Genomic DNA, 21964 nt, shown 5'->3' with positions numbered 1-21964 from the left:
ATGATGAAAGAAACTACCCAAACGGAAAAAATGAATGAATTGCTGAGGCTCGTTGCTCCGGGAACGGCCTTTCGCGACGGGCTCGAAAACGTACTTCGGGCCAAAACCGGGGGACTGATCGTCGTCGGCTACAGCCCGGAGGTGATGGAGGTCGTGGAGGGGGGCTTCTCCATCAACTGCGATTTCTCGCCGAACTATCTTTACGAACTCGCCAAAATGGACGGGGCGATCATCCTCAGCGAAGATTTAAAGCGGATCCTGTACGCGAACACACAGCTGATACCGGATTCCTCCATTTCGTCTGCGGAAACGGGAATCCGCCACCGCACCGCCGAACGGGTGGCCAAACAGACCGGCAAGCTTGTTGTTTCCATCTCCCAGCGCCGCAACATCATTACGTTGTACCAGGGAAACATCCGGTACGCACTTAAGGAAATCGGCGTTATTTTGACTAAAGCGAATCAGGCGATTCAAACCTTGGAAAAATACAGAGCGGTGCTCAATCAGGCCTTGACCAATTTGACCGCCTCCGAATTCGAGGAGCTGGTCTCTTTGCCCGAAGTGGTGAACGTGATTCAGCGGGTGGAGATGGTGATCCGCATCAAGATGGAGATCAAGCGGTTCATTAACGAACTGGGGACGGAGGGGCGCCTGATCAGCATGCAAATGGAGGAGCTCGTCAGCAATATGGAGGAGGAAGCCTGGCTGCTGTACAAGGACTACGCCAAAGAAGAGAGCGATGAGGCGATCCGCGAAATTATTTTGGGCCTCAAGCGTTCGACCGATGACGAGTTGCTCGATGACAATCATATTACGCGGCTGCTCGGTTATCCCGCTACGGCGGCGACGTCCGAGGAACTCATTTCCCCGCGCGGCTACCGCGTGCTGAATAAAATTCCGCGGCTGCCGAACGTGATCATTCACAATTTGGTGGAACGGTTCCACGAGCTGCCAAACATCATGATGGCCAGCATCGAAGAGCTCGACGAGGTGGACGGCATCGGCGAAGTCCGGGCACGGGCGATCAAGGAAGGACTAAAGCGTCTCCAGGAACAGGTATTCATTGACAGACAAATTTAAATCCCTATCATCAATGAATGATGTTCAGGAATATCTATTCGAGGTGAAGAGATGATTACGAAATCGATTCCGAACATGTTCACTTTGGGGAACATGCTGCTCGGAATGCTGGCGATCATAATGGCGCTGGAAGGGCGTTATAGCTTAGCCGCCATTATGGTGATCGTCGCCATGCTGCTCGATGGATTGGACGGACGGGTCGCGCGGGCGCTGGGCGCCCAAAGCGAATTCGGCAAAGAGCTCGATTCTTTATCGGACATTATTTCATTCGGCGTTGCTCCGGCATTGATTATGTATTTGATCTCTTTTCAGGAACTTCAGCCCGGTTTGGCGTGGGTGGTGACGGCTCTTTTTCCGATGTGCGGGGCCTTGAGATTAGCGAGATTCAACGTTCAAAAGGGGGCGTCGGGATATTTTGTCGGATTGCCGATCCCGGCGGCGGGCGGAGTGCTGGCCACCCTGTCGTTGTTTTATGAAGATGTCTCGGCGACTTATTGCGCAGCGGTTATGATCTTGTTGTCTTATTTGATGGTCAGCACCGTCAGATATCCCAATTTCAAAAAAATCGGCCTGCCGAAAAAAGCGGTCGCTTATACGCCCATTGTCGTCGTCATCGCCGTTGTGCTGGCCGTGGTTTTTCCGGATCAGCTTTCCAAGCTGATTTTCATTCCGCTCCTGCTGTACGCCGCCTACGGTCTGCGGCAAAATGTCGGCAGAGTGCTCCGCCGCAAACGGAGAAACGAAGACGAAACGGAAGAAATATACCGGCCGAAACACTGAATACGAAAAAAAAGGCATGGATCTCCGCCGGGCGGAAGGATCGGTGCCTTTTTAAGTTGGCCTGCACTTTTGCATTTCGTAGATCGTTTAGCGGCACATTTTCATCAACAGCCCCTTACGATAAATTAAAAAGTCCCAACGTGGCGCATTTCTGGGATTCCCGCTCGACGATCTCGTCCATTTGAATCCCGAGTAAATTGCAAAGGGCGGACATATAGAAAAGGTTGCGTCCGAGCTCATTGATGATGGATTCCTTGCAGTTTTCGCATAACTCGCCATGGACATGCTTCGCAATCGTTTCTTTCGCATGCTGCAAATCCATGCCCGGCTCGAAATCCTGCTTGGTGGCATGCAGCTCGATGCAGCCGCATTCGGTAACGGACTTGGTCACGGAACGTACGGCGGCGGCGTTGGTTTGTCCCATTTTTGACAAAACATCCAGCAAACTGCGGTGACGGAGCAACAGATCGGATACTTGTTCTTGAAAAGACTGAAGGCTTGGTGCGCTCATTTTCCATCCACCTCAATATTTATGAATTGAATTCATTATATGCCACAATTTCCCCACTTATCAACCAGAAATCCCATAGCGATGGGCTTTCTCCTTTATACCGGCCGTTTTCGTTTTCCAAAAAAAGTTATCCTCAACCGATTACGTCTCCAAAATTTGGATCATACTGGATAACGAAGATAGTTATTCAGGAGGTGAAGAGAGACGTGCTGAAAAAATACTTACGAATCGCAGCCGGCCTGTGCGGCGCTTGGTTCGGGTACACCGAGGGCGGATTGCTGGGCGTAATGCCGGAGCCGGTTCGTTCCTGGTTCGATGGCATGAGCCCGCTGGGGGGGAGCTTGATCATGGCGGCGGTTGGAGCCGTGCTGTTCTTGTTCTTGTTTTCGCTGGCTGCAAATGTCGTATCCGCGAGGATTAAATCGTGGATCGCCGCGTTGACCCGGATTCCGATGAATGACATGGCTGCCGGCGCGACCGGATTGACTGCGGGACTTCTTCTTTCTTTAATGGTCTATCCGCTTGCGACCTGGCTTGGATCTCTGGAGAGCTTCGCCCGGTTCGCCGTATCGGCGTTGTTTGGGTACATGGGGCTTTACGTAGGTCTTGCCAAAAAGGAAGAATTGTCATCATTCTGGAAATCGGGAAAATGGGGGGGCACCGTCCCCGAGGATGAACACGGGTCCAAGGAACATAAAATTTTGGACACGAGCGTGATTATCGACGGGAGAATCGCGGATATTTGCAAAACCGGGTTCATTGAGGGCACCATCGTGATTCCCGAATTTGTGCTGGAGGAGCTGCAGCATATCGCCGACTCCTCGGATTTGCTCAAACGCAACCGGGGGCGCCGCGGACTCGACATTTTGAACAAAATCCAAAAAGAGCTGGACGTTAAAGTCATGATTTATGAAGGGGATTTTGAAGAGATTTCCGAGGTCGACAGCAAGCTGGTCAAATTGGCCAAGGTGCTGCAGGGCAAAGTCGTCACCAACGATTTTAACCTTAACAAGGTATGCGAGCTGCAGGGTGTGTCGGTGCTGAATATCAACGATCTTGCCAATGCCGTGAAACCGGTCGTGCTGCCGGGCGAGGAAATTATGGTACAAGTCATCAAGGACGGCAAGGAGCATGGACAGGGCGTGGCTTATTTGGACGACGGCACGATGATCGTTGTTGAAGGCGGGCGCGATTACATCGGGATGATTACGGAGGTTCTGGTGACCAGCGTGCTGCAGACTTCGGCGGGACGGATGATTTTTGCCAAGCCAAAACTGTTGGAAAAAGCCCAGTAATTCGGTATGATGGGAATAAAAGCGCCGGGGACGTCCCCGCGTTTTATTCTGGGCTAAGGTGAGGCAGATAACGATGGCGGCTGAGCAAAAAGGCAATTTCGGAGCGGTTGTGGTGGCGGCGGGACGAGGGAGCCGGATGGGAACGCGGGAAAGCAAGCAGTATTTGATGCTTGAGGACAAGCCTATCTTCATCCATACCCTTGAGGCGTTCGACCGCCATCCCGAGGTCGCCGAAATGGTGCTCGTCACCGGCGGGCAGGATGTGGACCGCTGCCGGTCCTGGATTGCCGAATTCGGCATGACCAAACAAGTGCAAGTGATTCCGGGCGGCGCCGAGCGTCAGCAATCGGTATACCAGGGACTGCTGCAGATCAGCGCGCCCTGGGTGCTGGTGCATGACGGCGTCCGCCCTTTTGTTACGCGGGAACAAATCAGCGCCTGCTGCGAGGCGGCCATGGAGCACGGAGCGTCCGTGCTGGCCGTTCCGGTGAAGGATACGATCAAGCAGGCCGACGGCCGGGGCTGGGTCGCGTCGACGCTGGACCGCCGCGCGTTATGGGCGATCCAGACGCCGCAGGCTTTTCGGCGGGACGATCTGCTGGCCGCGCATGAACGGGCCGAGCGGGAGGGCTTCACGGGCACGGACGATTCGATGCTGGTAGAGCGGCTAGGCATGCCGGTCAAGCTGGTCGAAGGCGCGTACAGCAATATCAAGATTACGACGCCGGAAGATTTGGACTATGCGGAGTTTATCCGCAGGAAGCAGCCCTAACACTTTCGCGATTTTCCGCAGAAGTACAGGTTTTCGAAGTGGCGCCGGAGGCACCGGAAATCTAACGGTTGCAGCAGCCGCTATTTTGCGAATAATGACCTTTTTTAGATTCTAACGGTTGTCAGCGCCGCTATTTACCCTTAATCTGGGCAAAAAAGCCGGGTTTAAGCGAAATAAGCGCCGTGGCATCCGTTAGAGTTTGAAATCAACGTTTTTGGAACAAATAGCGCTTATGGCAACCGTTAGAAAGTTTTGTCGCTAATAAAAGTTGAACTAAAGGAATACGAGAGTTAGGCAAGAGTGTTCAATATTCTAAAGAATACAATTTTAGAATATGGAACCTAAGTGAAATGATTTTGAAGAAACTGAAAGCTTTCTGGAAGAAAGCTGCTTAGGAAGCATACGCTTGGTCGCCTTTGTGACCGGATTTCTACCATTTATGAATCAACTTAATCATAGAAATCTGGGACGGGCAGCGATCGTAAGATCATTTCACACGGCTGCCCTGATCCGTACAATCACTAGTTCAACTTATACGGAAACGCATCTTGTCAGATTTGTAGCAGCGCGCTAGTGCGTCGACAGACGTGTTTCGTACAAATTCGCAGGGAGAGGGATTCATACATGTTTATCGTGGGACAAGGTTTTGACGTGCATCAGCTCGTGGAGGGCAGGCCGTGCATTATCGGCGGGGTAACGATTCCCTACGAAAAAGGGCTGCTTGGACATTCGGACGCCGACGTGCTGCTGCATGCGGTAAGCGACGCGATTTTGGGGGCGCTGGGGCTTGGGGACATCGGGCGCCATTTCCCGGACACCGATCCGGCCTTTAAGGATGCGGACAGCCTCAAGCTGCTCGAACGCGTCTGGGAAATGGCCGTGGAGAAAGGATACCGGCTGGGGAATCTGGACGCCACCATCATTGCCCAGAAGCCTAAAATGGCGCCGTATATTCCGCAAATGGTGGAAATTATCGCCCGGGCGGCCGGGGCCGACCTGCAGCGAGTCAACGTGAAGGCCACGACGACGGAGCAGCTCGGCTTTACCGGGCGGGGCGAAGGGATTGCGGCCCAATGCATCGTTTCTCTTGTCTCCGACGGGGCATCATTTTAAGATTATTGAGTTTCGATATTTAATACGTGTTCAAAAAGATGACTTTTTGAACAACCTTTTATAGAGTTTTTTGGCGGGACTGTTTATAATCGTATACATCGTGTATTTATAGGGAGGGGATTGTGATGACAGAGGTTCGCGTGCGTTATGCGCCGAGTCCGACCGGTCATTTACATATCGGAAACGCCAGAACGGCGTTGTTTAATTATTTGTTTGCCAGACACCACGGCGGGAAGTTCATTATCCGGATCGAAGATACCGACGTGAAGCGCAATGTGGCCGGCGGGGAGGAAAACCAGCTGACCTATCTGAAATGGCTTGGCATGGATTGGGACGAAAGCGTCGATGTCGGCGGGGAATACGGGCCTTACCGTCAGACGGAGCGGCTTGATTTGTACCGTCCGCATGTGCAGGATTTGCTTGACCGGGGACTGGCTTACCGCTGCTATTGTACGGAAGAGGAGCTGGAAAAAGAGCGCGAAGAGCAGATGGCACGGGGCGAAACGCCGCGTTATTCCGGGAAATGCCGGCACCTGACGACGGAGCAGATCGCCGCCTACGATGCGGAAGGACGGCCCTACAGCATCCGTTTCCGCGTCCCGGAAGGGCGCACTTTCGCGTTTGACGATTTGGTCAAAGGTACGATTTCGTTCGAGTCGGACATCAGCGGGGATTTCGTCATTGTAAAAAAAGACGGCATCCCAACCTACAACTTTGCCGTTGTGCTGGACGACCATCTGATGAAGATCAGCCACGTCCTGCGCGGGGAGGATCACGTATCCAACACGCCGCGCCAGCTGATGATTTACGATGCTTTCGGCTGGGAGCCCCCGGTGTTCGGCCATATGACGCTGATCGTCGGAGAGAACCATAAAAAGCTGAGCAAACGCGACGAATCGGTCATTCAATTTATCGAGCAGTACGATCAGCTCGGTTATTTGCCGGAGGCGCTGTTTAACTTTATCGCCCTGCTGGGCTGGTCGCCGGAAGGCGAAGAGGAGTTCTTCACGAAGGACGAGCTTATTTCGATCTTCGACGCAGGCCGTTTGTCCCGCAGCCCGGCGGTTTTCGACACGAACAAGCTGGCGCATCTCAACAACCACTACATTAAAAACGCCGATCCGGACCGGATCGCCCGCCTGGCTATTCCGCATCTGCAGAAGGCGGGCCGGCTGCCGGCGGAACTGACGCCGGAGCAGGAGGCTTGGTCCCAAGCGCTGGTCGCCTTATACCAGGAGCAGATGACGGCGGCTTCCGATATCGTGGCGTTGGCGGATCTGTTTTTCCGCAGCGATTTGGAGCTTGAGGAAGAGGCGGCCGCCGTGCTGGCGGAACCGCAGGTGCCGGCCGTGCTGAGCGCCTTCCTCGCCAAGGTGGAAGGGCTAAGCGAATACACCGTGGAAAATATCGCCGCCGCGATCAAAGAGGTGCAGAAAGAAACGGGCAGCAAGGGAAAAGGCTTGTTTATGCCGATCCGCGTGGCGTTAACCGGACAAATGCACGGCCGCGACTTGAACCGGACGATTTTCTTGCTGGGCCAATCGAAGGTCTTGGATCGTCTTAAGGCGCGAATCGCCAGCCTATAGCCTGCCGGGCGGGTGTTTCTCCCGGCGGGGGGCGTGCTGTACGTTAGTGCCGGCAGCCCAACGTTTTCATTCTTGTCAGTTCCTGAGCCTTTAGGTAATATAAAGGCAGACATACAACATCATTTAAGGCGGGCCGAGCAACGAAAGAGGAGTTTGGCGGCCGCCTTAATTTCCACCGGCATAGATCGGGAGAAGTACGTTTGGAAGCCGTATTCACCAGAGAGGATAACCGGGACCCTTCATGCGGACCGCGCACAGAAGAATCCAGGCTGGAAGTTATCCGGATACGCCCGGCGGAAATGCACCCGGGAGCTGCGGATGCGAGCACGCCTGAACGAGGCGAGGTAGCTTCCGCCGTTTCGTCCGCGTTAAGGACGACGAAGAGGGATGGGGTTCGCTGCACTGCTTGGCAGTTTAATGGCGGTCGCGCCGTGCGAAGATCGGCTTCGCTTGGGCGAAACGTTGGCGAACGGACGAACGGACCGCACCTGGGCGCCTGTAGAGGCGGCCTAGTGGCGTCTACGCGCCTGCAGGCTGGCGAAACCTTTACGGCCGCCCCATCCGAAGCAGAGTGGAACCGCGCGCAAAGCGCCTCTGCAGCGAAAAGCTGCAGGGGCGCTTTTTCGTGTCTGTGCGGCGGTTGTCATTGGAAATATCCAATAGAAATGGAAATTTAGTGGCAAATACGGCCGCATGATTGGATATTTCCAATAGATCAGACTTGTTAGATCGCAAAATGGGCGGTTTGCGCAAAATCTATTGGATATTTTCCAATCAAAGTCCCCGATTGCGTTCGATTTCCGTAAATCTATTGGAGTTTTTCCAATCGGCTCTCGCGCTTGGGGCACCCATTGTGGATGATCGCCATAGCAAAAAGAAGGTGGGGGGAAGCTATGTTCAAAAGAATCAGATCCGATATCCAGGCGGTGTTTGATAACGACCCGGCGGCAAGAAGCTGGTTTGAAGTGATTTTTACGTATTCCGGCCTGCATGCGATTTGGAGCTACCGGATCGCCCACTTCTTCTACCGCCGCCGCTGGTTTACGATTGCGCGCATCATCTCGCAGGTCGGCCGGTTTTTCACCGGCATTGAAATCCACCCGGGAGCCCGGATCGGCAATCGGCTGTTTATCGACCATGGCATGGGCGTCGTCATCGGGGAAACTTGCGAAATCGGGGACGATGTGGTTATCTATCAGGGAGTCACCTTGGGCGGAAGCGGCAAAGAAAAAGGCAAACGCCACCCGACGATCGGCAATAACGTCGTGATCGGGTCAGGCGCGAAAGTCCTCGGCTCGTTTAAAGTCGGAGACCAAGTGAACATCGGAGCGAACTCCGTCGTCCTGAGGGAGATTCCTCCGGGCAGCACCGTCGTGGGCATCCCGGGGAAGGTGGTCCGCCTGGACGGCAAACGGCTCGACCGCCTCAGCCATCAGTTGCCCGACCCGATGGTCGATGCGATGCGGGAAATGCAGCGGGAGATCGAATCGCTGCGGGACGAGGTGCGCGATTTGAAGCAGCGGATGCGCGAAGAGCAGCCCACGGAGCTTTAAGCGCCGCGTGAAGCGCGGGCCGAGCCGCAGGGAGCACCGCTGGTCCGGGGCGTCTCATACGCTCCGAACCGAGTAAGATTTTGTCGAATAACCTTCAGTCGAAAGGAAAGTGAGTATGGCACTGCAGATATTTAATACGTTAACCCGGAAAAAAGAAGAGTTCGTCAGCATCACCCCGGGTAAAGTGAAAATGTATGTTTGCGGACCGACCGTTTATGGTTATATCCATATTGGGAACGCGCGGCCGATGATTTTTTTTGACGTCGTTCGCAGCTATTTGGAAAACCAGAATTACGACGTGAACTATGTCGTCAACTTCACCGATGTGGATGACAAGCTGATCCGCAAAGCCGAGGAGATGGGCAAGACGGTTCCCGAAGTGGCCGAGATGTTCATCCAGGCCTATTACGAAGATTTGGAAGGGCTTGGCATTCGGCGGGCCACGGCGAATCCGAGGGTAACGGACAATATGGACGTGATCATCGGGTTCATCCGGGATCTGGAGCAGAAAGGTTTTGCTTACGAAAATGGCGGGGACGTTTTCTTCCGCACCCGCAAGTTTCCGGAATACGGCAAGCTGTCCGGCCAAAACCTCGACGAGCTGCAATTCGGGATTCGGATCGATGTGGATGAACGCAAGGAACAGCCGGAGGATTTCGTGCTGTGGAAAGCGGCCAAACCAGGCGAAATCCATTGGAGCAGCCCATGGGGCGAAGGGCGTCCGGGCTGGCATATCGAATGCTCGGCGATGTCCCGGCACCTGCTTGGCGATACACTGGACATTCACGGCGGGGGCCAGGACCTGCAGTTTCCGCACCACGAATGCGAGGTCGCGCAGTCGGAAGCGGCTACCGGCAAACCGCTGGCAAATTATTGGATGCATAACGGTTATATTAATATCGGCGGCGAAAAAATGTCGAAATCGCTCGGCAACGGGGTTCTCATCAAAGATTTGCGCGAGAAATACAAGCCTGAGGCGTTCCGTTATTTTATGCTGTCGGCTCATTACCGCAATCCGCTGAACTTTACCGAAGAGACGATGGTTCAGGCGGAGCGCAGCGTGGAACGGATCAGCAACGCGGCGAACAATCTCCGCCATCGTCTGCAAGCGGCGGCGGAAGGCGGCGGCGATGCGGTGACGCCGGCTTGGGAAAGCAAGCTGGAGCAGATCCGAGGCGCCTTCCATGCGAAAATGCAGGATGACTTCAATACGCCGGATGCAATCACGGCGGTGTTCGAGTGGGTCAGCGAAGTCAATGCCTTGCTGCAGCAGCCGGAAGTCGGGCGGGGCGATCTGGAAGCGGCGGTACGGCTGTTCGACGAGATGAACGGCGTGTTGCGGATCGCGCTGGCGACGGCCGAAGCTGAACTGTTGGATGCCGACATCGAGGCCCTCATCGCGGAGCGGGCGGAAGCGCGAAAGGCCAAAAACTGGGCGCGTGCGGACGAAATCCGCGACCTCTTGGACGCGCAGGGCATCTTGCTCGAAGATACGCCGCAGGGCATGAGATGGCGCCGCAAATGATGGGGCCGGGCCAAGCGGACAAGGACCGCCCGGCCGGCGAGGTGGCTGCGGCTGGCAGTGCGGGTGCCGGCACGGAGGCTTCCGTCGGCGATGCGGCTGAACAGGCCGGCGTCGGCGCTTCCGGCCGCGCAGGCGCCACAGCGGCCTCTGGCGACGCTACGGCCGCAGCTGTTTCGGCCGGCACAGCCGGCGGAGCCGCCAACGTCGCCGCTGGCGCTCTTTCCGCGGCGCCCCTGTGGTTCCCCGACGCGCCGTCCAAACCGGCGCGCCTGCTGCCGCCGCTGGCGCTCGCCTACATCGGGGACGCCGTCTTCGAGGTCGCCGTCCGCCAGCATGTGATGTCCCGCTCCAACCTGCGGCCGCATCATCTGCACCGGGAGTCGACGAAGTACGTCTCGGCCAAAGCGCAGGCGCAGCTGCTCGCCTTGCTGGAGCCGCAGCTGACCGAGGACGAAAAGACAATCGTTCGCCAGGGCCGCAACGCCAAGTCGGGGACGACTCCGAAAAACGCCGACGTGCTGGAATACCGGCACGCCACCGCCTTCGAAAGCCTGGTCGGCTACCTGTACTATACAGGCGCCCATGACCGGCTTCGCCAACTGGTGGCTCAAGGCTTTGCGCATTTGGAAAGCGAACGGCGCGCTTAACAACAAGGATTATTTTCATAACAATGGGAGACTTATGCGCTCCCTGGGAGGAATACGATGGAGGATCAAGAATGGATCGGCGGCAAACATTCGCTGCTTGAGGCCCTGAATGCCGGCCGCACGATCAACAAAATCTGGGTGGCCGAGGGGGCCCAAAAACACCTCACCCAGCCGATTTTGGCCGAGGCCAAAAACCGCGGCATCGTCGTCCAGTTCGTGGACAAAAGAAAGCTGGATCAAATGGTGCCGGGGCTGCAGCATCAGGGCGTGGTCGCGCAGGTTGCCCCTTATGCTTACGCGGAGGTCGACGATTTGCTGGCCGCTGCCGCAGAGCGGGGAGAAGCGCCTTTTTTGCTGATCCTCGACGAAATCGAAGACCCGCATAACCTGGGTTCCATATTGCGGACCGCCGAGTGCACGGGCGTGCATGGCGTCATTATCCCCAAGCGCCGGTCGGCCGCCGTGACGGCTACGGTATCGAAAACTTCGGCCGGGGCGGTGGAATACGTTCCCGTCGCGCGGGTGACGAACCTGGTGCAAACCATGGAGCAGCTGAAGCAAGCGGGGATTTGGATCGTCGGCACCGATGTGAACGCCAAGGAAGATATGTATCAAGGCGGCGGCGTGCTGAACGGTCCGGTGGCGGTCGTCATCGGCAATGAAAACAAAGGGATGGGGCGCCTCGTTCGCGAAACCTGCGATGTGCTGCTGAAGCTGCCGATGAACGGGAGGCTGAACTCCCTGAACGCTTCGGTGGCCGCGGGAGTCATGATGTACGAAGCGCTGCGCAGACGACGCGCCGAAGGTTAACGGCAATGCGCGATCTGCGCGATGTGCTGCTGGTTGACGGTTACAACATGATCGGCGGGTGGCCCGAGCTCTCCGAGCTGTCCAAGCGGGATCTGCAGGAAGCCCGCGACAGGCTGCTTGAGCGGCTCGCCGATTACCAGGCTTTTTCCGGAAGGAAAGTGATCGTCGTATTCGATGCTTACCGCGTGCCGGGACTTGGCAAATCCTACGCCCAAAATAAAGTGGACATGTACTTTACGAAGGAGAAGGAAACGGCCGATGAATGCATCGAGCGGCTGGTCGGCGAATTCAGTCACCGGCGGCGGCAAATTTATGTGGCAACAAGCGACATGGTGGAGCAGCATGTGATTTTCGGCCAGGGGGCGCTGCGCATTTCGGCCCGGGAATTGTTGACTCAGGTGGAGCAAAGCGAAAAGGAAATCCAGCGCAAAATCGCCGAACGAAGCGAGAGCTTGAGCCGGAATACGCTGGATGCCAAGCTGAGTCCGGAAATGCGCCAGCTGTTTGAAAAATGGCGCAGGGAATAAAAGGGCATTCTTTTATTCTCCTCCCAAATACCCTTGACAAAGTTCGACTTTACATCTTTTGGTACTTTTGCTGTTGACGCTTTTATGGACCTTCATATATACTGTTCGTATTACTTGACTGAGTGACGGAGTACCGTGCGTTGCAGCCGGAGGGATTTGTGGTGAGTGTCAAACTCGAATCATGGGTTAGGTTTGACTATGAGATCCAAAATGACGAAGACATTGTCGAGGCGGTCCGCGAAGGCGACAGCGACGCGCTTGAGTACTTGATCAACAAGTACCGGAGTTTCGTGCGCGCCAAAGCCAGGTCCTATTTTCTGATCGGGGCCGATCGCGAGGACATCATTCAGGAAGGCATGATCGGACTTTACAAATCGATCCGGGACTTTCGGGGGGATAAGCTGGCTTCGTTCAAAGCGTTCGCCGAACTGTGCATTACGAGGCAGATTATTACGGCGATCAAGACGGCGACCCGGCAGAAGCATATCCCGCTAAATTCTTATGTCTCCTTGGACAAGCCGATCTATGACGAGGAATCCGACCGCACTTTGCTTGACGTGATTTGCGGTTCTCAGGTGAGCGATCCGGAGGAACTGATCATTAACCAGGAAGAGTTCAGCGGACTGGAGGACAAGATGTCCGAAATTCTCAGCGACTTGGAGCGGAAGGTGCTGATGTTGTACCTGGACGGACGTTCTTACCAAGAGATCGCCGTGGACCTGAACCGTCACGTCAAATCGATCGACAACGCGTTGCAGCGCGTCAAGCGTAAGCTGGAACGATATTTGGAAGTTCGCGACGGAACTATTTGAAAACGGGAACTGATTATTTTTCATATAAAAGTGAATAGAGAAGGGCGCCTGTTTATGTTTATATCGGGAGGCCCTTTTTTTGGAAAAGCCCGTCCGTTCGCAGATCTTACGCTTAGCGGGGAGCGGACCGAAACGCCGGGATTAAGCGGTTTTTCTTCATGGCGCAGCGCCTGGAGGGAGCTGACCGATTTACCGGTGCAGGGTTTATCTTCCAAAATCGTAACCAATACTATAAATATTCGCCGGGGTTGGCTTGTTGTCTCGTTGACACGACTATAGCCATGTGATAAAGTGTTTTAGGTAGGCCTAAATTTGTGCTTGCATTTTTTTGAATGCCGAATTTTAGGTCAATATAGAGACGCTCATAAGAATGTCTTCGGGAGGTGCACATCATGCGGGTAATAATTACGATGGCTTGTACGAACTGTAAACAGAGAAACTACACGACAACGAAAAACAAGCGTAACCACCCCGACCGCATGGAGATGAAGAAATATTGTAAGTTTTGCAACGAGCAAGTTCTTCATCGCGAAACCAGATAGCCTTTGGAGGTGTAGTCGCGCATGAAACGCAGTTTCAAGTCGTTTTTTTCTTTTTTCTCTGAGAGCTGGGCTGAGCTTAAAAAGGTTCGCTGGCCTAATCGTAAAGAGCTGACTAATTATACGCTGATTGTGCTTGGTACAATTGTCGTTGTGGCGATTTATTTTTGGGTTCTGGACATCGGCATTTCTGCTGTGATCGAAGCGATAATTTAAGAAGGGTCCCTAGGTGGCTTGATATGGAAAAAAGATGGTATGTCGTTCATACCTATTCCGGGTATGAGAACAAAGTCAAAGCCAATTTGGAGAAGCGCGTCGAGTCCATGGGCATGGAAGACAAGATATTCCGCGTACTTGTTCCGATGGAAGAAGAAGTGGTAAACAAAGACGGCAAGAAAAAAACCGTCATGCGCAAAGTTTACCCGGGATATGTCTTGGTGGAAATGATCCAAACCGACGATTCTTGGTACGTTGTCCGCAACACGCCGGGAGTTACGGGATTTGTCGGCTCCACGGGTTCCGGTTCCAAACCTACTCCGCTGCTTCCTGAAGAAGTGGAGCAGATCCTGCATCATATGGGTATGGAAGAGCCGAAGCCGGTGATCGAGTTCGAACTCAAAGAATCCGTACGCATCAAAGTTGGTCCGTTTGCTAATTTTGTCGGCTCGATTGAAGAGATTTTGACGGACAAGAGCAAGCTGAAGGTTCACGTCAACATGTTTGGCAGAGAAACCCCGCTTGAGCTGGATTACACTCAGGTGGAGAAGATATAATAAGTGTTCAAAAGATGTTTTTTTGAACTACTTCTAAAGGTTTCTTAGGGTTTCAAAGTGGGAGGAACTAAGTTCCGTCTACCACTATTAGGGCAAGGAGGTGTTTTACATGGCGAAAAAAGTTATCAAAGTGGTAAAACTGCAAATTCCTGCGGGTAAAGCGAACCCTGCACCTCCGGTAGGTCCGGCGTTGGGTCAAGCGGGTGTCAACATCATGGCATTCTGTAAGGAATTTAACGCACGTACCGCCGATCAAGCAGGTTTGATCATTCCGGTTGAAATTTCGGTGTTTGAAGACCGTTCTTTTACTTTCATCACCAAAACTCCTCCGGCAGCCGTTCTGCTTCGTGTCGCAGCGAAGATCGAGAAGGGTTCCGGCGAACCGAACAAGAAGAAAGTGGCTACCGTGAAGCGCGACACCGTTCGTCAAATCGCGGAGCAAAAAATGCCTGACCTGAACGCAGCGTCCGTTGAAGCGGCTATGCGCATGGTTGAAGGTACCGCCCGCAGCATGGGCATCACGATCCAAGACTAAGACTTGGAACGGATGAATTTCTATATTGCGAAATGCGTTAACATAGAAATTTCATCCCCGGATGGAGTTTTATAAATGATCGAAGCATATTTATAAAATCCATCCTAAGTGGGAGGATATTCCGCTAATACCACAAAGGAGGACGAATTCATGGCTAAACACGGTAAGAAATACCTGGAAGCCGCTAAGCTGATCGACAGCGAAGCGACTTACGAGCCTTTGGAAGCCGTTGAACTGGTGAAAAAGGCGGCGACTGCCAAATTCGACGAAACGGTCGAAGCTGCAGTGCGTTTGGGCGTTGACCCTCGTAAACAAGACCAAGCCGTCCGCGGTGTGGTTGTCCTGCCTCACGGCACAGGCAAAACCCAATGCGTACTGGTATTCGCCAAAGGCGACAAAGCGAAGGAAGCGGAAGCGGCCGGAGCTGATTTCGTCGGCGATCAAGACATGATCAACAAAATCCAACAAGGCTGGTTCGAGTTCGATGTCTGCGTAGCTACACCGGACATGATGAGCGAAGTTGGTAAACTCGGCCGTCTGCTCGGCGGTAAAGGCCTTATGCCTAACCCGAAAGCAGGCACCGTTACGTTTGACGTAGCGAAAGCCGTTCAAGAAATCAAAGCAGGTAAAATCGAGTACCGTCTGGATAAAGCAGGCCAAATCCATGCGCCAATCGGAAAGGTTTCTTTCGGTGCTGATCAGCTGAACGAAAACCTGAAAGCTCTTATTGACGCGTTGAACCGGGCTAAACCGGCTGCAGCCAAAGGCGTTTACTTGAAAAATATCGCGATTTCTTCGACCATGGGCCCAAGCGCTCGCGTTAATACAGCAACTTACAGATAATACCTGCGCTCTGATGGGCGACAAGGATTGACATAATAGTGAATCCGCTGGTATACTGTAATGGTTGTTTTGATGTGAGACTGACATGTGAATATGCTTACCGTAGACAGTAGGTGCCGCAAGGCTTAATTTCCTACCGAGGTGTTCTGATAGAACGTGATTTCATGCGGTTTCCCGCGTGAAATGCTTCATTCAAGCCTTCGTGATTCTACGGAGGCTTTTTTAGTGGTGTTAAAGGCTCATGCAATTCTAATAGGAGGTGTACAGTTTGGCAAACGCAAAAGTCATTCAAGCGAAACAAGAAGCGGTTGACGCTTTGACTGCGAAGCTGCGCGAAAGCGCGACGACCGTCGTGGCGGACTATCGCGGATTGAATGTTGCACAAGTTACCGAACTCCGCAAACAGCTTCGCGAAGCCGGCGTGGAATTCCAAGTGCTTAAGAATACGCTCGTTCGCCGTGCAACCGCCGCTGCGGAACTTTCTGAACTGGACGAAGTGTTGACCGGTCCTACGGCCATCGCATTCAGTACGGAAGACGCAGTAGCTCCGGCCAAAATTTTGAGCGATTTCGCCAAAAAGAACGATGCATTGAAAGTGAAAGGTGGCGTGGTTGAAGGCCGTGTAGTTGGCGTCGACCAAATCAAAGCGCTGGCGGATCTTCCGTCCCGCGAAGGTCTCCTTTCCATGCTCCTCAGCGTGCTGCAGGCTCCGATGCGCAACTTCGCGCTCGCGGTCAAAGCCGTTGCCGAGAAAGAAGAGGGCGGCGCAACCGCTTAAGCCTCTTCGGCAGTTCGTGATTTGAATTACCACAACCCATAAACTATTAAAATAATGGAGGTTCAACCATGAGTAAAGAATCCATCTTGGAAGAGATTAAAGGTATGACCGTTCTTGAACTGAACGAACTTGTAAAAGCAATCGAAGAAGAATTCGGCGTAACTGCAGCAGCTCCGGTAGTTGTAGCAGGTGGCGGCGGCGGTGGCGCTGAAGCTGCTGAGCAAACTGAATTCGACGTGATCCTGACTAACGCCGGCGCATCCAAAATCAACGTTATCAAAGTGGTTCGCGAAATCACGGGCCTCGGCTTGAAAGAAGCTAAAGACCTGGTAGACAACGCACCGAAACCGCTGAAAGAAAAAGTGGGCAAAGAAGAAGCCGACGCTGTAAAAGCAAAATTGGAAGAAGCAGGCGCAACTGTAGAAGTAAAATAATTGCTCCTTCTCCTCTGGCAAACCCCTTGAACCTGATTCAAGGGGTTTGCTTTGCTACGAAGATCTGTATTTTTGGAGCCTAACTTAGAAAATCGGTGATTGGCAGCCGGCTACCGGACGGCAAACCGTTGGCCTTCGAAATAGCGGAACTTTATGTATTTATTATCCGGAGCCTAGTATGTTCATCCCCATTAGCGACATTATTTGTCCTTATTTTCCTATGAATGGCCCCAAACGCGGGTATTTCCTGTCGACAGGAGAAAATAGCGACATAAATTTCCCCTATTTTTCTCAAATGAATGGATATCGCCAGAATAACGGCATTTTTTCCCCTTATTTTTGGGGGACTAGAGTTTCTCAGACAGCCTGGTTTTAGAATGTTTGTCAATCGCCGTTTTTGGTTTTGAGGTCATATGTTTCCCAAGATGGACCACGCTGGCTTAACGGCGGGCGGATCGGCTAAAATAGTGGGGTAGGCGTTAACCGCGCAACGAATTAATCGATGTAACGGAGGAACGGTATCTATGTCGGATCACTATTATTCCAGCAATCCAACGGCTGGGCATGACCGCAAAGTGTGGGATGCGACGCTGCGGGGGCAGGCTTTCCGCTTTGTAAGCGACGCGGGGGTGTTCGCCAAGGGCGGCATCGACTTCGGCAGCCGCACCCTGATTGAAGCGATGGAAATTCCGCAGGATGCCAGAGTCCTCGATGTGGGCTGCGGCTATGGACCGATCGGACTTGCGGCGGCGAAGCTGGCCAGCCGGGGGCATGTGACAATGATCGACGTCAATTCCAGAGCGGTGGATTTGGCCAGGGAAAACGCGGAGCTGAACCAGGTGCGCAATGTAACGATTCTGGAAAGCGATTTGTTTGCGGCTTTGGAGGACCAAAAGTTTGATGTGGTGCTGACCAATCCGCCGATTCGTGCCGGCAAAGACATCGTGCACGCGATTTTTGAAGGGGCTCATGAACGGCTTGAGGCGGGCGGTGTTTTGTGGATCGTGATCCAAAAGAAACAGGGCGCCCCGTCGGCGAAGGCGAAGCTGGAGTCGATTTTTGCGCGGGTAGAGGAAGTTACCAAGGATAAGGGGTATCGAATCTATAAAGCGGTCAAAGCATGAATCTTAGATTGAGGATTGTAAAAAAAACGGATAGTTGACTTGACAATTTCGCTATGTTATTATTATAAAATGTCAGCATTAGGATGCCCTCCGTGGCTTTAGTTGCCGAAAATGTCAATGGTTATGCGTAAACAACGCATAAAAGTCGGCTGTTTTACGTATAATATGCACATTTTGGGTAAACTATTGAATACGGGGTCATCAGGGCAGATAGAACACGGATAAATGATGCTCTTTTTTCGAAAGCATTCGATAAGGGCTTTTCTTTATTTGTGGATGAATCCGTATGGTCCTATTATAAGGGCACAAACACGGGTTCGCAATGAATTTTTAAGTGAGTAGACATGAGGGGTGAGTTTAAGTTGGCAGGACATCTTGTTCAATATGGTCGACGCACTCGGCGCAGTTATGCGCGAATTAACGAGATACTCGAAGTTCCGAACCTGATCGAAATCCAACAGAAATCCTACGAGTGGTTCTTGGAAGAAGGCCTGCGGGAAATGTTCCAGGATATCTCGCCGATCCAGGATTTCACCGGAAATCTGGTGTTGGAGTTCATCGATTACAGCCTGGGCGAACCGAAGTATACGGTGGATGACGCGAAGGAACGCGACGTAACGTATGCGGCGCCGCTTCGGGTTAAAGTCCGGCTCATTAACAAGGAAACCGGGGAAGTCAAAGAGCAGGAAGTATTCATGGGAGATTTCCCGCTGATGACCGAAACCGGCACATTCATTATCAATGGTGCGGAACGGGTTATTGTCAGCCAGTTGGTTCGCTCTCCTAGCGTCTATTTCAGCACAAAAGTGGATAAGAACGGCAAGAAGATGTACACCGCAACCGTTATTCCTAACCGCGGAGCTTGGCTCGAGTTGGAGACGGATGCGAAGGATATTATTTACGTGCGGATCGACCGTACCCGCAAAATCCCCGTTACCGTGCTGCTTCGTGCGCTCGGCTTCGGCACGGATGCCGAAATCCTGGATTTGCTGGGCAACGACGAATACATCCGCAACACCCTTGACAAAGACAATACGGATTCGACGGAAAAAGCGCTGATCGAAATCTACGAACGTCTTCGTCCGGGTGAGCCGCCGACGCTTGAAAACGCAAAAAGCTTGCTCGTGGCGCGCTTCTTTGATCCTAAACGTTACGACCTGGCCAATGTCGGCCGTTACAAAATCAATAAAAAGCTGCACATCAAAAACCGTTTGTTCAACCAGCGTCTCGCCGAAACGCTGATCGATACGGTCACGGGCGAAATTATCGCCGAAGCCGGCCAGATGGTGGACCGCCGTTTGCTGGATGAGATTATTCCTCATCTAGAAGATAGCGTCGGCTTCCGGAATTACCATGTGACGGGCGGCGTGCTGGATTCGGAGGATATTCCTCTGCAAACGATCGATGTGTTCTCGCCGATCGAAGACGGCAAAGTGGTGAAGGTTATCGCTAATCGCAACATCGATAAATCGGTGAAGCATATCACCCCCGCTGATATTATTTCTTCGATCAGCTATTTTATTAATTTGCTGCACGGCATCGGCAGCACGGACGATATCGACCATCTCGGCAACCGCCGTCTGCGCTCGGTAGGCGAGCTGCTGCAAAACCAATTCCGGATCGGCTTGTCCCGGATGGAACGCGTCGTGCGCGAAAGAATGTCGATTCAGGACGCCAACGTGATTACGCCGCAGGCGCTCATCAACATTCGTCCCGTGATCGCTTCGATCAAGGAGTTCTTCGGCAGCTCGCAGCTGTCCCAGTTTATGGACCAGACGAACCCGCTTGCGGAGCTTACGCATAAACGCCGTTTGTCCGCGCTCGGTCCGGGCGGTTTGACCCGGGAACGCGCCGGCATGGAAGTGCGCGACGTTCACCCGTCCCACTACGGCCGGATGTGTCCGATCGAAACGCCGGAAGGTCCGAACATCGGTCTGATCAACTCGTTGTCCACGTTTGCGCGGATCAACGAATACGGCTTTATCGAAGCGCCGTACCGTTGGGTGGATCCGAAGAACGGCACGGTTACGGATCAGGTAGCTTACCTGACGGCCGACGAAGAAGACAACTATGTCATCGCCCAGGCGAACGCGAAGCTGACCGAAGACAACAAGTTTGAGGATGAGTTCGTTATCGTCCGGTACAACAAGCAATCCGACAACATTTTGACGATGCCGAGCAACCGGGTGGATTACATGGACATTTCGCCGAAGCAGGTCGTGTCCGTGGCGACGGCGCTCATTCCGTTCCTGGAGAACGACGACTCCAACCGCGCGCTCATGGGATCGAACATGCAGCGTCAGGCGGTGCCGTTGCTCATTCCGAAGGCTCCGCTTGTCGGAACCGGCATGGAGCACAAATCCGCCAAAGACTCTGGCGTCTGCATTGTCTCGAAATACGACGGCATCATCGAACGTTCGGCCGCCAACGAAATTTGGCTGCGCCGCGTCGAAGTGGTGGACGGCAAGGAAGTCAAAGGCGACATTGTCAAATATAAGCTTCACAAATTCATGCGTTCCAACCAAGGAACCTGCATCAACCAGCGTCCGATCGTCAAACGCGGCGATATCATCAAGAAAGGCGACATCCTCGCCGACGGTCCGTCGACGGAAATGGGCGAATTGGCGCTTGGCCGCAACGTCGTCGTGGCCTTCATGACTTGGGAAGGCTACAACTACGAGGATGCGATCCTGCTGAGCGAGAAGCTGGTTAAGGAAGACGTGTACACCTCCATCCATATCGAGGAATATGAATCCGAAGCCCGCGACACGAAGCTCGGACCGGAAGAAATTACCCGCGATATTCCGAACGTAGGTGAAGAGGCGCTGCGCAATCTCGACGAACGCGGCATTATCCGCGTCGGTGCGGAGATCGCCGCCGGTGACATACTCGTCGGCAAAGTTACGCCGAAGGGCGTAACCGAGTTGACGGCGGAGGAGCGCCTGTTGCATGCGATCTTCGGAGAGAAGGCGCGCGAAGTCCGCGATACGTCGCTGCGCGTGCCGCACGGTACGGACGGCATCGTCGTTGACGTCAAGGTGTTCACCCGCGATAACGGCGACGAGTTGCCGCCTGGCGTGAATCAGCTTGTCCGCGTCTATATCGCGCAAAAACGGAAAATTTCCGAAGGCGACAAAATGGCCGGACGCCACGGCAACAAAGGGGTCGTAGCCCGTATTCTGCCGGAAGAGGATATGCCGTTCATGCCGGACGGAACACCGGTACAAGTTGTGCTTAACCCGCTCGGCGTGCCTTCGCGGATGAACATCGGCCAGGTGCTGGAGATCCACCTTGGGATGGCCGCCCTGCAAATGGGCATCCACGTCGCTACGCCGGTATTCGACGGCGCGAACGAAGAAGACGTGTTCGACACGATGGAAGAAGCCGGCATGCAGCGCAACGGTAAAACGATGCTGTACGACGGCCGTACGGGCGAGCCGTTCGAACGGGAAGTTACCGTCGGCGTCATGCACATGATCAAGCTGGCGCACATGGTTGACGATAAAATCCACGCCCGCTCCACCGGACCATACTCGCTCGTTACGCAGCAGCCGCTTGGCGGTAAAGCGCAGTTCGGCGGACAGCGCTTCGGGGAGATGGAAGTGTGGGCGCTGGAAGCTTACGGCGCCGCTTATACGCTGCAGGAAATTCTCACCGTCAAGTCGGACGATGTGGTCGGCCGCGTGAAGACGTACGAATCCATCGTCAAGGGCGAAAACGTGCCTGAACCGGGCGTTCCGGAATCGTTTAAGGTTTTGATCAAAGAGCTGCAAAGCTTGGGGATGGACGTCAAGATCCTGACCGAAAACGAAGAAGAGATCGAGATGAAGGAAATCGACGACGAGGAAGATGCCTCCGGCGATAAACTCAGCCTCAATCTGGAAGGTTCCGAAGTCGGAGTAGAATAGAGCGTAGAAAGTCAATATC

The 21964-nt window shown here is 53.6% G+C and carries 23 protein-coding genes and 1 other annotated feature; of the genes, 22 read left to right on the top strand and 1 reads right to left on the bottom strand.

Features of this window, described 5'->3' with window-relative positions; translation table 11 throughout:
* The first annotated feature begins 3 nt into the window (after positions 1-3).
* Together disA and pssA are read left to right on the top strand one after the other, a co-directional pair.
* A complete protein-coding gene (gene disA, locus EHV15_RS03815) occupies positions 4-1080 on the top strand; it encodes a DNA integrity scanning diadenylate cyclase DisA (RefSeq protein WP_128635160.1) in 1077 nt (358 codons plus the stop codon).
* A gap of 51 nt (positions 1081-1131) precedes the next feature.
* Positions 1132-1860, top strand: coding sequence for a CDP-diacylglycerol--serine O-phosphatidyltransferase (pssA, locus tag EHV15_RS03810; protein ID WP_128630067.1), 729 nt, complete (start codon positions 1132-1134; stop codon positions 1858-1860).
* Between the two features lie 115 nt (positions 1861-1975).
* Here pssA and EHV15_RS03805 read toward each other — a convergent pair whose 3' ends face one another.
* Complete coding sequence (locus EHV15_RS03805; RefSeq protein WP_128630066.1) at positions 1976-2371, bottom strand: nucleoside triphosphate pyrophosphohydrolase family protein; 396 nt, start codon at positions 2369-2371, stop codon at positions 1976-1978.
* Positions 2372-2577: 206 nt separating this feature from the next.
* Here EHV15_RS03805 and EHV15_RS03800 point away from each other — a divergent pair, with 206 nt between their 5' ends.
* The 20 genes from EHV15_RS03800 (at position 2578) to rpoB (ending at position 21945) form a co-directional block, all read left to right on the top strand.
* Positions 2578-3666 (top strand): PIN/TRAM domain-containing protein, encoded by a 1089-nt coding sequence (locus EHV15_RS03800; protein WP_128630065.1) that lies wholly within the window; start codon positions 2578-2580, stop codon positions 3664-3666.
* Between the two features lie 73 nt (positions 3667-3739).
* A complete protein-coding gene (gene ispD, locus EHV15_RS03795) occupies positions 3740-4438 on the top strand; it encodes a 2-C-methyl-D-erythritol 4-phosphate cytidylyltransferase (protein WP_128630064.1) in 699 nt (232 codons plus the stop codon).
* 624 nt (positions 4439-5062) lie between these two features.
* The gene (gene ispF / locus EHV15_RS03790; protein WP_128630063.1) at positions 5063-5551 is read left to right on the top strand and encodes a 2-C-methyl-D-erythritol 2,4-cyclodiphosphate synthase; all 489 of its coding nucleotides are present in this window, start codon (positions 5063-5065) and stop codon (positions 5549-5551) included.
* Between the two features lie 122 nt (positions 5552-5673).
* Positions 5674-7137 (top strand): glutamate--tRNA ligase, encoded by a 1464-nt coding sequence (gene gltX / locus EHV15_RS03785; RefSeq protein ID WP_178075754.1) that lies wholly within the window; start codon positions 5674-5676, stop codon positions 7135-7137.
* 387 nt (positions 7138-7524) lie between these two features.
* Positions 7525-7650 (top strand): hypothetical protein, encoded by a 126-nt coding sequence (locus EHV15_RS37845; RefSeq protein WP_281281595.1) that lies wholly within the window; start codon positions 7525-7527, stop codon positions 7648-7650.
* Positions 7651-8030: 380 nt separating this feature from the next.
* Positions 8031-8690: a serine O-acetyltransferase gene (cysE, locus tag EHV15_RS03780; protein ID WP_128630061.1), complete on the top strand. Its 660-nt coding sequence runs from the start codon at positions 8031-8033 to the stop codon at positions 8688-8690.
* A gap of 115 nt (positions 8691-8805) precedes the next feature.
* Complete coding sequence (gene cysS, locus EHV15_RS03775) at positions 8806-10215, top strand: cysteine--tRNA ligase (protein ID WP_128630060.1); 1410 nt, start codon at positions 8806-8808, stop codon at positions 10213-10215.
* 233 nt (positions 10216-10448) lie between these two features.
* The gene (locus EHV15_RS03770; protein WP_128635159.1) at positions 10449-10862 is read left to right on the top strand and encodes a Mini-ribonuclease 3; all 414 of its coding nucleotides are present in this window, start codon (positions 10449-10451) and stop codon (positions 10860-10862) included.
* Between the two features lie 57 nt (positions 10863-10919).
* Positions 10920-11672: a 23S rRNA (guanosine(2251)-2'-O)-methyltransferase RlmB gene (gene rlmB / locus EHV15_RS03765; protein ID WP_128630059.1), complete on the top strand. Its 753-nt coding sequence runs from the start codon at positions 10920-10922 to the stop codon at positions 11670-11672.
* Positions 11673-11677: 5 nt separating this feature from the next.
* Entirely contained in the window at positions 11678-12199 is a 522-nt protein-coding gene (locus tag EHV15_RS03760; protein WP_128630058.1) for an NYN domain-containing protein, read from the top strand.
* 158 nt (positions 12200-12357) lie between these two features.
* Entirely contained in the window at positions 12358-13011 is a 654-nt protein-coding gene (gene sigH, locus EHV15_RS03755; protein ID WP_397334190.1) for an RNA polymerase sporulation sigma factor SigH, read from the top strand.
* A 392-nt stretch (positions 13012-13403) separates the two neighbouring features.
* Entirely contained in the window at positions 13404-13553 is a 150-nt protein-coding gene (rpmG, locus tag EHV15_RS03750; protein ID WP_128630056.1) for a 50S ribosomal protein L33, read from the top strand.
* Between the two features lie 21 nt (positions 13554-13574).
* A complete protein-coding gene (gene secE / locus EHV15_RS03745; RefSeq protein ID WP_036619486.1) occupies positions 13575-13766 on the top strand; it encodes a preprotein translocase subunit SecE in 192 nt (63 codons plus the stop codon).
* A gap of 23 nt (positions 13767-13789) precedes the next feature.
* Positions 13790-14323 carry a transcription termination/antitermination protein NusG gene (nusG, locus tag EHV15_RS03740; RefSeq protein ID WP_036619487.1) on the top strand — a complete coding sequence of 178 codons (534 nt, stop codon included), beginning with the start codon at positions 13790-13792 and terminating at the stop codon, positions 14321-14323.
* Between the two features lie 109 nt (positions 14324-14432).
* On the top strand, positions 14433-14858 hold the full coding sequence (rplK, locus tag EHV15_RS03735) for a 50S ribosomal protein L11 (RefSeq protein WP_016310704.1): 426 nt from the start codon (positions 14433-14435) through the stop codon (positions 14856-14858).
* Between the two features lie 150 nt (positions 14859-15008).
* A complete protein-coding gene (rplA, locus tag EHV15_RS03730; RefSeq protein ID WP_128630055.1) occupies positions 15009-15701 on the top strand; it encodes a 50S ribosomal protein L1 in 693 nt (230 codons plus the stop codon).
* An 82-nt stretch (positions 15702-15783) separates the two neighbouring features.
* Positions 15784-15934 (top strand) — a sequence feature (ribosomal protein L10 leader region).
* A gap of 35 nt (positions 15935-15969) precedes the next feature.
* On the top strand, positions 15970-16479 hold the full coding sequence (rplJ, locus tag EHV15_RS03725) for a 50S ribosomal protein L10 (protein WP_036619489.1): 510 nt from the start codon (positions 15970-15972) through the stop codon (positions 16477-16479).
* Positions 16480-16547: 68 nt separating this feature from the next.
* Positions 16548-16913: a 50S ribosomal protein L7/L12 gene (rplL, locus tag EHV15_RS03720; RefSeq protein ID WP_128630054.1), complete on the top strand. Its 366-nt coding sequence runs from the start codon at positions 16548-16550 to the stop codon at positions 16911-16913.
* A gap of 524 nt (positions 16914-17437) precedes the next feature.
* The gene (locus tag EHV15_RS03715) at positions 17438-18037 is read left to right on the top strand and encodes a class I SAM-dependent methyltransferase (protein WP_128630053.1); all 600 of its coding nucleotides are present in this window, start codon (positions 17438-17440) and stop codon (positions 18035-18037) included.
* A gap of 362 nt (positions 18038-18399) precedes the next feature.
* Positions 18400-21945 (top strand): DNA-directed RNA polymerase subunit beta, encoded by a 3546-nt coding sequence (rpoB, locus tag EHV15_RS03710; protein WP_128630052.1) that lies wholly within the window; start codon positions 18400-18402, stop codon positions 21943-21945.
* Positions 21946-21964: the final 19 nt, after the last annotated feature.

This window comes from Paenibacillus oralis (assembly GCF_003863965.1).
In the GTDB taxonomy this organism is placed as follows: Bacteria; Bacillota; Bacilli; order Paenibacillales; family Paenibacillaceae; genus Fontibacillus; species Fontibacillus oralis.
The sequence above is the reverse complement of the archived record's forward strand: the minus strand, read 5'-3'. Positions and strand labels throughout refer to the sequence as shown.

Bases quoted from the DNA above. Each gene is read 5' to 3' on its own strand.
- rlmB (WP_128630059.1), top strand. From the start codon at position 10,920: ATGGAGGATCAAGAATGGATCGGCGGCAAACATTCGCTGCTTGAGGCC.
- rplL (WP_128630054.1), top strand. From the start codon at position 16,548: ATGAGTAAAGAATCCATCTTGGAAGAGATTAAAGGTATGACCGTTCTT.
- rpmG (WP_128630056.1), top strand. From the start codon at position 13,404: ATGCGGGTAATAATTACGATGGCTTGTACGAACTGTAAACAGAGAAAC.
- ispF (WP_128630063.1), top strand. From the start codon at position 5,063: ATGTTTATCGTGGGACAAGGTTTTGACGTGCATCAGCTCGTGGAGGGC.
- pssA (WP_128630067.1), top strand. From the start codon at position 1,132: ATGATTACGAAATCGATTCCGAACATGTTCACTTTGGGGAACATGCTG.
- rplA (WP_128630055.1), top strand. From the start codon at position 15,009: ATGGCTAAACACGGTAAGAAATACCTGGAAGCCGCTAAGCTGATCGAC.
- EHV15_RS03805 (WP_128630066.1), bottom strand. From the start codon at position 2,371: ATGAGCGCACCAAGCCTTCAGTCTTTTCAAGAACAAGTATCCGATCTG.
- rplK (WP_016310704.1), top strand. From the start codon at position 14,433: ATGGCGAAAAAAGTTATCAAAGTGGTAAAACTGCAAATTCCTGCGGGT.
- EHV15_RS37845 (WP_281281595.1), top strand. From the start codon at position 7,525: ATGGGGTTCGCTGCACTGCTTGGCAGTTTAATGGCGGTCGCGCCGTGC.
- EHV15_RS03715 (WP_128630053.1), top strand. From the start codon at position 17,438: ATGTCGGATCACTATTATTCCAGCAATCCAACGGCTGGGCATGACCGC.
- disA (WP_128635160.1), top strand. From the start codon at position 4: ATGAAAGAAACTACCCAAACGGAAAAAATGAATGAATTGCTGAGGCTC.
- cysE (WP_128630061.1), top strand. From the start codon at position 8,031: ATGTTCAAAAGAATCAGATCCGATATCCAGGCGGTGTTTGATAACGAC.
- ispD (WP_128630064.1), top strand. From the start codon at position 3,740: ATGGCGGCTGAGCAAAAAGGCAATTTCGGAGCGGTTGTGGTGGCGGCG.
- secE (WP_036619486.1), top strand. From the start codon at position 13,575: ATGAAACGCAGTTTCAAGTCGTTTTTTTCTTTTTTCTCTGAGAGCTGG.
- cysS (WP_128630060.1), top strand. From the start codon at position 8,806: ATGGCACTGCAGATATTTAATACGTTAACCCGGAAAAAAGAAGAGTTC.
- EHV15_RS03760 (WP_128630058.1), top strand. From the start codon at position 11,678: ATGCGCGATCTGCGCGATGTGCTGCTGGTTGACGGTTACAACATGATC.
- nusG (WP_036619487.1), top strand. From the start codon at position 13,790: ATGGAAAAAAGATGGTATGTCGTTCATACCTATTCCGGGTATGAGAAC.